The organism is Couchioplanes caeruleus (assembly GCF_023499255.1).
Lineage (GTDB): Bacteria > Actinomycetota > Actinomycetes > Mycobacteriales > Micromonosporaceae > Actinoplanes > Actinoplanes caeruleus_A.
The window spans coordinates 8,118,534-8,132,178 of the sequence record NZ_CP092183.1; the positions used below are offsets into that span (position 1 = coordinate 8,118,534).

At 72.3% G+C, this 13,645-nt stretch carries 12 protein-coding genes; 3 read left to right on the forward strand and 9 right to left on the reverse strand.

The window, feature by feature from the left end; genetic code table 11:
* Nucleotides 1-13: 13 nt before the first annotated feature.
* Nucleotides 14-2,188, reverse strand: a complete 2,175-nt coding sequence (locus tag COUCH_RS37330; RefSeq protein WP_249609837.1) for a bifunctional glycosyltransferase/CDP-glycerol:glycerophosphate glycerophosphotransferase — start codon at nucleotides 2,186-2,188, stop codon at nucleotides 14-16.
* Nucleotides 2,185-4,200 (reverse strand): DUF5941 domain-containing protein, encoded by a 2,016-nt coding sequence (locus COUCH_RS37335; protein WP_249609838.1) that lies wholly within the window; start codon nucleotides 4,198-4,200, stop codon nucleotides 2,185-2,187. Before COUCH_RS37335 ends, COUCH_RS37330 begins: the two co-directional genes overlap by 4 nt.
* Nucleotides 4,201-4,417: 217 nt before the next feature.
* Between COUCH_RS37335 and COUCH_RS37340 the strand changes: the two genes are divergently transcribed.
* Nucleotides 4,418-4,600 carry a PspC domain-containing protein gene (locus COUCH_RS37340; protein ID WP_199516980.1) on the forward strand — a complete coding sequence of 61 codons (183 nt, stop codon included), beginning with the start codon at nucleotides 4,418-4,420 and terminating at the stop codon, nucleotides 4,598-4,600.
* A gap of 410 nt (nucleotides 4,601-5,010) precedes the next feature.
* Here COUCH_RS37340 and COUCH_RS37345 read toward each other — a convergent pair whose 3' ends face one another.
* From COUCH_RS37345 to pdxH, 7 genes are all read right to left on the reverse strand, one after another.
* A complete protein-coding gene (locus tag COUCH_RS37345; protein ID WP_249609839.1) occupies nucleotides 5,011-5,793 on the reverse strand; it encodes a DUF4230 domain-containing protein in 783 nt (260 codons plus the stop codon).
* Between the two features lie 86 nt (nucleotides 5,794-5,879).
* Nucleotides 5,880-7,043, reverse strand: coding sequence for an acyl-CoA dehydrogenase family protein (locus tag COUCH_RS37350; RefSeq protein ID WP_249613931.1), 1,164 nt, complete (start codon nucleotides 7,041-7,043; stop codon nucleotides 5,880-5,882).
* Between the two features lie 24 nt (nucleotides 7,044-7,067).
* Nucleotides 7,068-7,364: a type II toxin-antitoxin system VapB family antitoxin gene (locus COUCH_RS37355; RefSeq protein ID WP_249609840.1), complete on the reverse strand. Its 297-nt coding sequence runs from the start codon at nucleotides 7,362-7,364 to the stop codon at nucleotides 7,068-7,070.
* Between the two features lie 172 nt (nucleotides 7,365-7,536).
* A complete protein-coding gene (locus tag COUCH_RS37360) occupies nucleotides 7,537-8,166 on the reverse strand; it encodes a nitroreductase family protein (protein WP_249609841.1) in 630 nt (209 codons plus the stop codon).
* 3 nt (nucleotides 8,167-8,169) lie between these two features.
* A complete protein-coding gene (locus tag COUCH_RS37365; RefSeq protein ID WP_249609842.1) occupies nucleotides 8,170-9,099 on the reverse strand; it encodes an aldose 1-epimerase family protein in 930 nt (309 codons plus the stop codon).
* A gap of 90 nt (nucleotides 9,100-9,189) precedes the next feature.
* On the reverse strand, nucleotides 9,190-10,437 hold the full coding sequence (locus COUCH_RS37370) for an MFS transporter (protein ID WP_430641023.1): 1,248 nt from the start codon (nucleotides 10,435-10,437) through the stop codon (nucleotides 9,190-9,192).
* A 71-nt stretch (nucleotides 10,438-10,508) separates the two neighbouring features.
* Nucleotides 10,509-11,135 carry a pyridoxamine 5'-phosphate oxidase gene (gene pdxH, locus COUCH_RS37375; protein WP_249613932.1) on the reverse strand — a complete coding sequence of 209 codons (627 nt, stop codon included), beginning with the start codon at nucleotides 11,133-11,135 and terminating at the stop codon, nucleotides 10,509-10,511.
* A gap of 181 nt (nucleotides 11,136-11,316) precedes the next feature.
* Here pdxH and COUCH_RS37380 point away from each other — a divergent pair, with 181 nt between their 5' ends.
* Nucleotides 11,317-12,423 (forward strand): citrate synthase 2, encoded by a 1,107-nt coding sequence (locus COUCH_RS37380; RefSeq protein WP_249609844.1) that lies wholly within the window; start codon nucleotides 11,317-11,319, stop codon nucleotides 12,421-12,423.
* Nucleotides 12,424-12,471: 48 nt separating this feature from the next.
* On the forward strand, nucleotides 12,472-13,593 hold the full coding sequence (serC, locus tag COUCH_RS37385) for a phosphoserine transaminase (protein WP_249609845.1): 1,122 nt from the start codon (nucleotides 12,472-12,474) through the stop codon (nucleotides 13,591-13,593).
* Nucleotides 13,594-13,645 lie beyond the last annotated feature (52 nt).

Genomic DNA, 13,645 nt, shown 5'->3' on the forward strand with positions numbered 1-13,645 from the left:
CCGAATCAGGAAATTAACCGGCCAGTTCGCCGAGCAGAACCCGGCGCACCACCCGCTCGGCCGCCTTGCCGTCGTCCAGGTAGCAGAAGCGCTCCCGGAACCGCGCCCGCTTCGCCGCCGCGCCGGCGCTCGCGTACGAGCCGTCGGCGAAGAGGTCCACCAGGCCGGAGAAGGTCGTGGCGACCTCCCCGGGCGGCAGCTCCATGAGGTCGAAGTACACCCCGCGCAGCTCCCGGTACGCCTGCCAGTCCGGCGCGTAGATCACCAGCGGCCGGTCGAGCACCGCAAAGTCGAACATGGCCGACGAATAGTCGGTCATCATCACGTCGGCCGCGAGATAGAGGTCCTCCACCACCGGGTACGCCGACACGTCCACGACCCGCCCACGCCGCGTCTGCACCCGTTGATCGGCGGCCACGTAGAAGTAGTGAGCGCGGACCAGCAGCACGGTGTCCGGGCCCAGCCGCTCGGCGAAGGCCTCGACGTCGAGCACCTGCCGGCCGCGCGGCAGCCACTCCCGGTGCGTCGGCGTGTAGAGGATCACCCGCTCGTCCGGCCGGATCCCGAGCTTCTCCCGCACGGCGGCGGCGTCGGCCGGCGTCGCGCCCGCCAGCCGGTCGTTGCGCGGGTAGCCGACCTCGAGGGTCTCGTACCGGCACGGGTACGCCCGCTCCCACGCGATCGTGGTGTGCGCGTTCGCCGTGATGCTGAAGTCCCAGCGGTCCGCGCGGCGCATCTGGGCGTGGAAGTTCTGATCCTTCGCGGCAGCCGGGTGGTCGGCCTGGTCCATGCCCATCATCTTCAGCGGGGTGCCGTGATGGGTCATGACGTGCGTCGCGCCCGGCCGCTTGACGACCCAGTTCGGCCAGTTCACGTTGTTGACCAGCCAGCGCGCGCGGGCCAGCGCACGGTAGTACGCGAGCGAGCCCGCGACCACGTAGTCGGTGCCGGGCGGCACCGACGCGGCCCGGGCCCGGCCGACGACCCAGACGTTGCGGACCCCGGGGGCCAGCTCCTCCGCCTTGCTCGCGATCGCCGCCGGGTTGCAGGTCACCCCGCGATACCAGTACGCCGCGTACAGGGCGAGCCGGTCGTCCACGGGCAGCCGGAGCTGGAGCTTGTAGTAGGCCCGGTACGCGGCCTGGCGTACCCGCTTGACCAGGCCCTTCGTCTTCACCAGCGGCATCTTGCGCACCCGCTCGGTGGACTTGACCACGCCGATGGCCCGCTGCAGGGTGCGGAACGCGAAGAACGACCCGCGCGCGACGAACCTGTGCCGCAGGCCCTGGGCGCCCGGCGGCACCTCGTAGCCCTGCGCCGGCTTGTAACGGTGGAAGTCCGCGGTGATCCGGTCGAAGAAGCGCTTGCGGGACGCCTTCTTCACCCGTTGGGCGTTGCGCAGCACCGTCAGGTAGTGCCAGATCATCCGCTGGAACAGCGCCGGGCGCAGCGCCTGCGGCCGGTCGGCGTACTGGTCCACGAGGGCCATGGCGTGCGCCCAGTGATCGAAGATCTCGAAGTGCCGGTCGCCCAGCGTCCGGGTGATCGCCCCGGTCCGGCGCTGCCGGTAGTGCACGCAGACGCGGGCCAGGCCGCTGATCCGCGGTGCGGCCGAGAGCAGCGGGAAGGTGAACGAGACGTCCTCGTACCAGCCCTCCTCGAAGCGGAAGCCCAGCTTGAGCAGCAGATCCCGGCGGACGACCTTGTTCCAGGCGACGTGCAGGACGTTCAGCACCCGCGGCCACTGCTCGACCGTGAACGACTCGGGCGCCTCGGCGAGCGCCTTCACCGAGCCGGACGGCGTGACCCGGCCGTCCCAGTGCACCCGGTCGAAGCCGACGATCAGCACGTCCGCGTCCGTGTCGGCGAGCCGGTCGGCCACCGCGGTCAGCGCGCCCTGCGCCAGCCAGTCGTCGCTGTCGACGAACCACACGTACTCGCCCGTCGCGTGGTCCAGCCCGGCGTTGCGCGCCCGGCCCAGGCCGACGTTCTCGGCGAGGGAGACGACGCGGACGCGGGGGTCGCGGGCGGCGTACTCGGCGAGGATCGCGCCGCTGTTGTCGGGCGAGCAGTCGTCCACCGCGACGATCTCGAAGTCGGCGAACGGCTGCTCCAGCAGCGAGTCCAGGCCCTGGCTCAGATAGCCCTGCACCTTGTAGACGGGCAGCACCACGCTGAGCAGGGTCATCGTCTTCCTCCGGTTCGCCAGTCCTGGACAGCCCCCGTGAGGAAATGCACGCCGACCGCGGCGGCGAGCAGCAGCTCCCCGGCCGTGGCGACGCCCGCCAGCGCGAAGATCACCAGCAGGAGCACCCGCCCGTCCCAGCCGAGCAGGGCCGGCTTCCCGGCGAGGCCGGGCGCGCCCTTCTCCATCCGGGCGGTCAGGTCGTAGTGGTGCAGCGCGAGCGCGAACAGCAACGCGAACAGCACCGCCGGCGGAACCTCGCAGATCAGCGCGACGGCCACCGCCATCAGGTATTCGGCGGCGCGCAGACCGGCCGGCACGAGCCAGTCCAGCGGCCCGCCGTGCGACGACCGGGCCGCGGCGCCGGCGCTGAGCACCAGCAGCGCCGCGACGACGAGCCAGACCCCGGCACCACCCGCGCGGACCAGCTCGACGTGCAGGTCACCGCCCCACCACGAGCCCCAGCGGGTGCCGCGCGGCACCACGTCCGCGGCCACCGCACCGATCAGGACCAACGGGGCGACGGCCGCCAGCGCGGCCCACACCAGCGGCCGGGACAGGTTGGCGGCGCTCACCGTGCCGCGCACCAGCCGGCCGTCGTCGCGATGCCGCGACGTGTCGACCGTGTCCAGCACGCCGACGCGCATCGAGACCGACCGCAGAGACCTCAGGGCCAGCGTGTACGCCGCGGCCAGCAACCCCCACGCCACCACGGCGATCAACGCGACCCGCCCGTTCGTGACGGCGGCGAGGATCGCCATCAGCGCCCACCGCTCGCCGATCGGGAAGACCACGATCCGCTTCAGCCAGTACGCGACCGACCCGGTGTCCGCCTGCACCTTGTTCGAGGCGCGGCTCAGCTTGGCACCCACCCCGCCGCCCGCGTCGGTGTTGCCCGCGGTGCCGACCGCCTGCCGGGCCGCCGCCTCGTCGTGCAGGGCGCCGTACCAGGTGTCGGTCATGTGCCGGACCGTCTGCAGCACGATTGCCGTGATCGCCAGGGGCCACGCGTACGGCAGCCCCACCCGTTCCGCGCCCGCGGCGAGGCCGGCGTAGACCGCGTACTCCTTCGCGCGGTCGGCCATCGTGTCGAGCCACCCGCCGAACGCCCCGAACCGCCGGGTGTAGCGGGCCAGCTGCCCGTCGACGCAGTCCAGGACGAAGCCCAGGTAGAGCAGCACCGCGCCGATCACCATCGCCGGCCGCGACGCCTGCCAGAACGACAACGCGGCAGCCACGGCGAACAGCACTGACAGCGCGGTGACGCCGCTGGGCGTGAGGCCCGCACGGGCGCACAGCTTCGTGACCAAAGGTGACCAACTGCTCACGGCGTACGTGGTGAAGAAGTCGTCCTTCTCCTTCACGGCGAGCCGCAGCAGCGCCTTGTCCTCGTCCACGGCGGCGACCGCGGCGCGAGCACCGGAGAGGGCGGCGTCGGTGTGCACCCGCTCGGCGTGCAGCAGGCGTACCCGGGTCGCGATCGGCACCAGCCCCGCGCCGAGCAGCGCGGGCATCAGGGCGTCGACCGCGTTGCCGGTGGCCCGCCGCGTCAGGACATCGGCGTCACCGCCGCGCTCCGCGGCCTCGGCCGCCTCGCGAGCGGCCGTGGCCAGCAGCCCGAGATCGGCGGGGGCCACGCAGACCGCGCCGAGGAACCGGACGGGACCGTCCCCGGCCGCCACGAGCCGGCCCCGGTCCTCCCGGAGGTCACCGCCCGTGCCGGTGCCGGTGGCCGCCACCAGCGCGGTGCTGCGCCCCGCCGGCTCGGTCGCGAGCGTCCACAGGAGACTGGGATGGGCGACGAGATCGTCGGCGCAGAGCAGCAGCGGCTCGCTCGCCTCCGCGGCGATCCGGGCGGTCTCGCGCAGCTGAGCGGGCACGTCGGCGCGCGAGAGAGTCAGCACTGCCGATGCCCCGGCCGCGGTCAGCGCCACGGTCAGCTCGTCCGCGAGCCTGCCGGCCGCGGCCGGATCGAGGTCGTTGCCGGTGCTGCCGCACAAAACGGCAAGCGTCACCGAGACATCCCTCCCATAGAACCCGCCAAGCCACAGTCGGCAGGGGGCGAATGAGCCCCGATGTTAACAGCGGCGCCGAGCCGGGTACGGGGTGCCCTTACGGGAACGTGAGACGCCTTCTCCCCCTCCAGACCGAGGGCGGAGGGTGCGGCGCTGCCTACCGTTGACCGTGGTCGAGGCGCCAGCCCGGCCGACCCCGACACAAGGAGTGAGCGACATGCCCCGCCGATTGGCCCGACCCCGCGACGACCGATGGATCGCCGGCGTGTGCTCCGGCCTGGCGCGCCGGTTCGGCGTGTCCTCGTCCGTCATGCGGCTGATCTTCGTGTTGTCCTGCCTCCTCCCCGGCCCGCAGTTCATCGTCTACCTGGTCCTCTGGGTGCTCCTGCCCAACGAGTGACCCAGCGGTGACCGAGCGGCGACCACCGCTCGACCGTCGCGGGGCCGCGCCGGGCGCAACTGCCCGGCGCGGCCTGACGCAACCCTCCGGACGCGGCGGCCCGACGTGACCATCCGGGTGCGGTCCGCGGCACAACGGTCCAGGCACGGATCCCAGCGCAACCACCCGGGCGCCGGCCCGGCACAACCGTCCAGGCACGGATTCAGCGCAACCGTCCGAGCCGCGGACCCGATGCGAACCGCCGGCGCCGGCGCGGCCCCGGCGCGGCGACCCGGCCGCCGTCGTGCGCAGCCCGATGTCACCACTGTCGGACAAGCCGGCGACCCGGCCCACCGCCGGCACCCGCCCGCACCCCGGCGACCCGGCCCGGCCCGACGTCGCCTCGGGGAACAACCCCGCCAGGCGTCAGGTCACGGGCTGGCGAACTCCACCGTCACGGTCGTGTACCCGAGCCGCCCGAACAGGCTCTGCAGCATCTTCTCCGTGTTCTCCTGGGCCCGCTGCTCCAGCCCGCTGCTGCGCGCCGCCTCGGTGATCCGCTGCTGGGCCGACTGGTAGACCCGCTGCTGCTGATTGGGGTTGTTGCTGAAGGCGTCGCCGATGCGGTTGAGCAGCCCGCGTTCCTCCGCCACCACGTAACTGCGCTGCATGTCGAGCGCCGCCTGGCCGAGTTGCGGCGGGGGCAGCTTGATCGTGGCCGTCTTGTTCGCTTCGTCGAGGGACAGGGCGCTGGTGGAGAGCTGGCCGAAGTCGACGTACGCCTCGACCGTGCCCGCGCCGACGAACAGGGTGCGCTTGTTGAGGAGGAAGTCGGGGACGTTCTCCTTGTCCTCCTGCAGGTCGACGATCACCTGGAAGTTGCCGTCGGCGGCGACGTAGCGGCTCAGGTCGCGCATCGACTGCAGCAGGACCGGCTGGCTGCGGTCGGTCGTCTTGCCGGAGAACGGGTTGTCGAAGCCGGGCAGCACGTTGATCGCGCGCAACCCCAGGCACATGGCGACGATCAGGGCGAACACCACGCCGGTGAAGATCAGGACACGGGCGAACGCGCCCATGCCCCGCGGCGCGTCGGCAGGTGGCTGTGCGTCGACGGGCGGCGTCGAGTCGGCGGGTGGGGCCGCGGCGGGCGGCGCGGACTCGTCGACTGCCGGATATTCCTTCGTCGGCTCATCGACACCGGGCGACTGGGCCATCGTCGACCACCCCTTCCTCGGTCCGCGCCCCGCGGGAGGCGCTTCTGGTACCCACGGTACGGAAGGGGTACGACACCCGCAGCCGCTCAGCCGCCGAAGGCGTTCAGACCCGTCAATTTCTGGCCGATGACCAGCTGGTGGATCTCCGAGGTTCCCTCGTAGGTGAGCACGCTCTCGAGGTTGTTGGCGTGCCGGAGCACCGGGTACTCGCCGCTGATGCCGTTGGCACCGAGGATCGTGCGGCATTCGCGGGCGATCCGGATGGCCTCGCGCACGTTGTTGAGCTTGCCGACGCTGACCTGCTCCGGACGCAGCCCGGCGGCGTCGCTGCGGCGGCCGAGGTGCAGCGCCAGCAGGTAGCCCTTCTGCAGCTCGAGGGCCATGTCGGCGAGCTTGGCCTGGGTGAGCTGGAAGCCGGCGACCGGGCGGCCGAACTGCTCGCGGGAGGTTGCGTACGCGATGGCGGTCTCCAGGCAGTCACGCGCCGCGCCCAGCGAGCCCCAGATGATGCCGAACCGGGCCTCGGTCAGGCAGGACAGCGGCGCCTTGAGGCCCTTGGCCAGCGGGAGCCGGGCCGACTCGGGCAGCCGCACCTCGTCCAGGGTGATCTCGCCGGTGGCCGAGGCCCGCAGCGAGAGCTTCATCTTCACCTCGCGCACCGAGAAGCCCGGGGTGTTCGTCGGTACGGCGAAGCCGATCACGCCCTCCTCGGCGCGCGCCCAGACGACCGCCACGTCGGCGACCGGGGCGTTCGTGATCCACATCTTGCCGCCGTGCAGCACCCAGCCGTCGCCGTCGCGGCGCGCGCGGGTGGACATGTTGCCGGGGTCGGAGCCGTGGTCGGGCTCGGTCAGCCCGAAGCAGCCGATGAGCTCGCCGGCGGCCATGCCCGGCAGCCACTGCTGCTTCTGCTCCTCGCTGCCGTAGCGGTGGATGGCGTACATGGCGAGCGAGCCCTGGACGGAGACGAGCGAACGGACCCCGGAGTCGGCCGCTTCGAGCTCCATGCACGCCAGGCCGTACTGGACCGCGGAGGCGCCGGCGCAGCCGTACCCCTCGAGGTGCATGCCCAGCAGGCCGAGCTTGCCGAACTCCAGCGACAGCTCGCGGACGGGGACCTCGCCGCGCTCGTACCAGTCGGCGATGTGCGGGCGCACGCGGTCGTCCACGACGCGGCGCACCAGCGACCGTACGTCGCGCTCCTCGTCGCTGAGCAGCTCGTCGAGATCCAGCAGATCCAGGGGTGACACGGCCATGGAATTAAACTAACAGTGTTAGTCCTCGATGACGAGCACCCGCGCGTGGATCTGGTTGCGCTGCTGCAGGGCCGCCCGCAGCGCCCGGTGCAGGCCGTCCTCCAGGTACAGGCCGCCGTTCCACTCCACGACGTGCGGGAACAGATCGCCGTAGAACGTGGAGTCCTCGGCGAGCAGCTTGTCGAGCGCCAGCTCACGCTTGGTCGTGATGAGATCGGCCAGGCGGATCGGGCGGGGCGGGATCTCGGCCCACTTCTTCAGCGTCGTGTGATGGTCGGGGTACGGCGCTCCGTCCCGTACCGCTTTGAAGATCACGACGGCACGCTCCCCTCCGGTCCCTCGCTTCTGGCCTTACCCGGCGGACGGGCGGATACGCCTGCCAGCCTAGCGAGCCGCCGGGCCGGCGATGGACCACAGCGCCCGGTGGCCGCCCGCGCGGCGTGGGCGGCGGCTCGTGCCGTCATCCCGCGCCGGACGGTGCCCGCTGTCAGCCGGCACCCACGGACGCCGTGCCGGTGGCGGTCCATCGGCCATGATGCACCACCTCGTCCACCGGGCGATGCCCCCGGCGTAGTGACGGTGACCTCTTGTCGGGTGCCGGATATCCCACCGTGAGCGCGCCGACCGGGGTGAATTCGTCCGGTACGCCGAAAGCCGCCCGGAATGCGCCGACCTTGTCCGCGGGTACGCCGAAGAACAGCGACCCCAGCCCCTCGTTCACGGCCGTCAGGTGCATGAGCAGCGCGGCGAACCCGGTGTCGACGTCCCAGTACGGCACCGGCCACCGGCGCTCGTCGCGATCCGTCCAGCCCTTGTCCGCCTGCGCGTACCGCTCGAGGTACACCGACTTGTTGGAGAGCGCGACGATGATCAGCGGCGCGCTAGGCATGCGCTGCAGCCACGAGTCGTCCGGGCCGCCCGGCGACGTGGCCGTCCAGTAGCGCTCGCGGTCCTCCGGCTCCTGGAGCACGAGGAAGCCCCAGCCCTGGGAGAAACCCGCCGACGGCGCCCGGAGCGCGTGCCGGACCAGCTTGTCGACGATCTCCGGCGGCACCGGCCGCTCGGGGTCGTACGTGCGGACCATCTTGCGCCGGCGGACGACCTCGTCGAACTCCACGGCTCAGGCCGCCGAGGGCCGGATGCCCCAGGACGCGCGCCAGGTGGCTCCCGGCTCCAGCACGATCAGGTCGCGCCCGCTGCGGAAGGCGTCCGGCGGGCAGGTCATCGGCTCGATGGCGAACGACCGCCGGAACCGCTCCCCGGTCAGGGTGTCCCCGCTGAAGACCTGCCACCAGTGGAAGTTCTCGTCGCCCCAGACCGTCACGGCCCGGCTGCCGTCCGGCGCCGCGATGGTGACCGACGAGCCGCCGTCCGCGTCGCGGATGAGGTCACCCCAGGTGGTGTCCAGCACCGCGCCCGCGACCCGGCGCGGCTCGGTGTAGTCGAACTCCGTCCCGGAGACGCGTACCGCGCCGATCGGCAGCAGCCGCTGGTCGGCGAGGATCTTGCTGCGCCCCGGCACCCGCAGCAGGGTGTCGTCGACCGCCACGCCCGGCAGCTGCACGTACGGGTGGACCGAGAAGCCCCACGGCGCGTTAGCGTCTCCGGTGTTGGTGACCTCCTGATCGCAGCGCAGGCCGTCGGCGGAGACCGTCCAGCGGGTCCGCAGCGTCAGCGCCCAGGGGTAGCCGATCTGGGGCGGCAGGTCGAACTCGAGGGTGACCGAGTCCGGCGCCTGCTCGGCGAGCCGCCAGCGCGACCAGTTGGTCAGCCCGTGGATCGCGTTGTGCTTGTCGGGCTCGGTGAGCGGCAGCTGATACGCCGTTCCCTCGAACGTGTAGTGCCCGTCGCGGATGCGGTTGGGCCACGGCGCGAGGATCTGGCCGGCCGAGGCGGGCGAGATCTCGTCCGGCCCGAAGCCGTCCACCACCTCACGGTCGCCCACGGAGTAGCCGCGCAGCACACCGCCGACCTCCACGACCGTGGCCCGGTGACCCTCCGCCTCGATGGTCCACTGGGTCCCAGATTTCGCCGCAACGACGCTTCTCACGACCCCGCCTCGCTTCGCTCCCCGGCGCCGCGAGGCACGAGCCGACTGTGCTTACTGATGCCGTCGCTGCGCTCCGTCATGCGCAGAACATTAGTGGTTGCTCTCCGCGTCCGAGGGAGGGCGGTACCGAACGAGGGCCGGGAAAGCCAGGGCCAGAACGACCGCCAGGCCCGCGGCCGCGAATCCGCCGCCCGCCCAGGACGCGGTCGCGCCGGTGACGCCGGCGGTGGCCCCGGCACGCAGATCGCCCAGGCGCGGGCCGCCGGCCACCACGACCGTGAACACGCCCTGCAGCCGCCCGCGCAGCCGGTCCGGCGCGTACACCTGGAGGATCGACTGCCGGTAGACCGCGCTCACCAGGTCGGCCGCGCCGCCCACCGCGAGCAGCAGCACCATCAGCCACAGCGAGGTGGCGAAGCCGGCGAAGCCGATGGCCAGGCCCCAGCCCGCCACGGCCGCGACCAGCGCGACGCCCTGCCTGCGTACCCGGCCGATCCAGCCGGAGGTCAGGCCGCCGACCACCGAGCCGAGCGCGATCGCGGCGAACAGCCAGCCGACCGCCCACCCGCCGCCGAAGCGGTCCTCGGCGATCTCCGGGAACAGCGCCCGCGGCATCGCCAGCACCATCGCGATGATGTCGACCCCGAACGAGAGCAGCAGCACCGGCTGGGTGGTGAGGAAGCGCAGGCCGTCGATGATGCCGCGAACGCCCGCGGTCGGCCGCTCGCCGTCGCCGTCGTCGTGCACCGGCGGGATGGGCGGCAACCGGTAGGTCGCCCAGAACGAGATGGTGAACAGTACGGCGTCCACCGCGTACGCGATCGTGATGCCGGCACCGGTCGACCAGCCGCCGAAGATGAGGCCCGCGGCGAGCGGGCCGAGCACGCCGCCCGCGGTCGTCGTCGTGTAGGAGAGCGTGTTGGCCGCCGGGACGAGCTGCGCCGGGACGATCCGGGGAATGATCGCCTGCCGGGTCGGTGAGCTGACCGCGAACCCGGCCGACTGCACCGCGGTCAGCGCGAGCAGCAACACACCGCTGCGCACTCCGAGCAGGGCCTGCACCAGCAGGCCGACCGTGGAGAGCCACGCCAGCGTGGAGCTGGCGAGCAGCAGCTTGCGGCGGTCCACCACGTCGGCCGCGGCGCCGCCCCACAACCCGAAGACCATCAGGGGTACGAGGCCGGCGATGCCCAGCAGCCCCACCCACGCCGACGAGTGCGTGATCGAGAACATCTCGACCGGTACGGCGACCGCGGTGAACTGGAACCCGAAGTACGAGACACCGTTGCCGACCCACATCCGCCGGTACGCGACCCCGCGCAGCGGCCGCACGTCGATGACCCAGCTCTTGCGCTCCTTCCCGACGGTCTCCTCGGTGACCCGCTCCGCGGCCTCGACCGGCTCCTGGCTCACGGGGCCAGCCGCTCGACGACCCAGCCGCCGTCCGCCGAGCGGTACCGGAGCCGGTCGTGCAGGCGGTTGCTGCGGCCCTGCCAGAACTCCACGGTCTCCGGCAGGACGCGCAGCCCGCCCCAGTGCGGCGGCGCGGGAACCTCACCGTCGGCACCGAACCGCTCGACCGCCGCCGCCAGCCCCGCCTCGACCGCCTCCCGGCCGGGCAGGACCTGGCTCTGCGGGCTCGCCCACGCGCCCAGCTGCGACCCGCGCGGCCGGGTGGCGAAGTACTCCTCCGTCTCGGCGCGGTCCACCTTCTCGACGGCGCCGCAGACGATCACCTGCCGCTGCATGGGGAACCACGGGAAGACCAGGCTCGCGTACGGGTTCACCGAGACCTCCGAGCCCTTGCGCGAGGTGTAGTTGGTGAAGAACACGAAGCCACGCTCGTCGTACCCCTTGAGCAGCACCGTACGGGCGCTGGGCCGGCCGGCGCCGTCCGCGGTCGCGACGATCATGGCGTTGGGCTCGGGGAGCGCGAACTCGAGGGCGTCGGCGAACCAGCGGGCGAACTGGCCGGGCCAGGCGGGGGCGACGTCGGACTCGAGCAGCGCACCGCGTTCGGTGTAGTCGCGGCGCATCTCAGCCGGCGACGGTCGGTCGGGGATCACCCAACGAACCTAAGTCGCCCACGCCGGTGCGTCCGCTCGGCGAGGATAGGTGTCACAGACAGCACATTCGGCGTGGGTCGACCTGCCGGTCACCGGACGGCAAGATGAGACACCCACGGCTTTCGTCCAGCCGGGATCCCCAGGAGGCGTCGTGTCGGATTTCAAGCCGGGCCTGGAGGGCGTCATCGCCTTCGAGACCGAGATCGCCGAGCCCGACAAGGCCGGTGGCGCCCTGCGGTACCGGGGCGTCGACATCGAGGACCTCATCGGTCACGTCTCCTTCGGCAACGTCTGGGCGCTGCTGGTGGACGGCCGGTTCGGCCCCGGGCTGCCGCCGGCCGAGCCGTTCCCCGTGCCCGTGCACTCCGGCGACATCCGGGTCGACGTGCAGTCCGCGGTCGCCATGCTCGCGCCGTACTGGGGTCTGTCCCAGCTGTTGGACATCAGTGACGAACAAGTCCGCACGGATCTGGCCCGGGTCTCGGTGACCGCGCTGTCGTTCGTGGCGCAGGCGGCCCGGGGCCTCGGCCTGCCCGCCGTGCCGCAGAAGGACATCGACAAGGCACAGACCATCGTCGAGCGGTTCATGAAGCGCTGGCGCGGCGAGCCCGACCCGCGGCACGTCAAGGCGGTCGACGCGTATTTCATCTCCGCCGCCGAGCACGGCCTCAACGCCTCCACCTTCACGACCCGGATCGTCGCCTCCACCGGCGCCGACGCCGCGGCCTGCATCTCCTCCGGCATCGGCGCGCTCTCCGGGCCGCTGCACGGCGGCGCGCCCTCGCGGGTGCTGCACATGATCGAGGCCGTCGAGCGCAGCGGCGACGCGGAGGGCTACGTGAAGGGCGTGCTCGACCGCGGCGAGCGGCTGATGGGCTTCGGGCACCGCGTCTACCGTGCCGAGGACCCGCGTGCCCGCGTCCTGCGCCGCACCGCCAAGGAGCTGGGCGCGCCCCGCTTCGAGGTGGCCGAGGCGCTCGAGCGGGCGGCGCTCGCCGAGCTTCAGGCCCGCAAGCCCGACCGGGTGCTGGCGACCAACGTGGAGTTCTGGTCCGCGGTCGTACTGGACTTCGCCGAGGTGCCGGCGCACATGTTCACCTCGATGTTCACCTGCGCCCGGGTGGCCGGCTGGAGCGCGCACATCCTGGAGCAGAAGAAGCTCGGCCGCATCGTGCGCCCCAGCGCCCTCTACGTCGGCCCCGCCGCCCGCAAGCCGCAGGACGTCGAGGGCTGGGACGCGGTCCCGCATAATCTGTAGTCGCCCCCGGCCCCGCCGGAGAACGGCTCCCGCCTGGAAGGACCCCCCGTGACCGACCAGATCCGCATCCCGGACGACCTCAAGCCCGTCGACGGCCGGTTCGGTTCCGGTCCGAGCAAGGTCCGCCCGGAGGGCGTCGAGGCGCTGTCCCGGGTCGCGAAGACCTTCATGGGTACGTCGCACCGGCAGAAGACGGTCAAGGAGCAGGTGGCCCGCCTGCGCCGCGGCATCGGGGAGTTCTTCTCGATCCCGGACGGCTACGAGGTGATCATCAGCAACGGCGGCACCAGCGCATTCTGGGAGACCGCCGCGTTCGGGCTGATCCGTGACAAGGCCCAGTTCGCCGAGTTCGGCGAGTTCGGCGCGAAGTTCGCCAAGGCGGTCAGGGACGCGCCGTTCCTCGCCGAGCCCACCGTGCACAAGGCGCCGGGCGGCGCCGCGGCGTACCTGACCGCCGAGGCGGGCGTGGACGCGTACGCGAGCGTGCACAACGAGACGTCGACCGGCGTGGCGGTGCCGGTCAAGCGGGTCGCGGGCGCCGACCCGGGCGCGTTGCTGCTCACCGACGCCACGTCGGGCGGCGGCAGCCTGGAGGTCGACCTCACCGAGACCGACGTGTACTACCTGGCGCCGCAGAAGGCGTTCGGCTCGGACGGTGGCCTGTGGATCGCGCTGATGTCCCCGGCCGCGATCGCGCGCGCACACGAGATCAAGGCGTCGGGCCGCTACATCCCGCAGTTCCTCGACCTGGTCACCGCCGTCGAGCAGTCGCGGCTCGAGCAGACGTACAACACCCCGGCGCTGGCCACCGTGTTCCTCGCCGCCGAGCAGGTGGACTGGATGAACGCGCAGGGCGGGCTCGGCTGGGCCGCCAAGCGCAGCGCGGAGAGCGCGGCGGCGATCTACGGCTGGGCGGACCGCTCGGCGGTCGCCACGCCGTTCGTCACCGACCCGGCGCTGCGCTCGAACGCCGTCGCCACGATCGACTTCGCCGACGGCGTGGACGCGGCCGCGATCGCCAAGGTGCTGCGCGCGAACGGCGTCGTGGACACGGAGCCGTACCGCAAGCTCGGGCGCAACCAGCTCCGGGTGGCGCTCTACCCCACGGTCGACCCGGCCGACGTGGAAGCGCTGACCCGCTGCATCGACTACGTCGTCGAGCGACTCTGAACCCTTGAGCGGCGCCGCCCGTACTGACGGGCGGCAATGTCGCCGCGGGAGA

Bases quoted from the DNA above. Each gene is read 5' to 3' on its own strand.
- COUCH_RS37330 (WP_249609837.1), bottom strand. From the start codon at position 2,188: ATGACCCTGCTCAGCGTGGTGCTGCCCGTCTACAAGGTGCAGGGCTAT.
- COUCH_RS37340 (WP_199516980.1), top strand. From the start codon at position 4,418: ATGCCCCGCCGATTGGCCCGACCCCGCGACGACCGATGGATCGCCGGC.
- COUCH_RS37345 (WP_249609839.1), bottom strand. From the start codon at position 5,793: ATGGCCCAGTCGCCCGGTGTCGATGAGCCGACGAAGGAATATCCGGCA.
- pdxH (WP_249613932.1), bottom strand. From the start codon at position 11,135: ATGCGCCGCGACTACACCGAACGCGGTGCGCTGCTCGAGTCCGACGTC.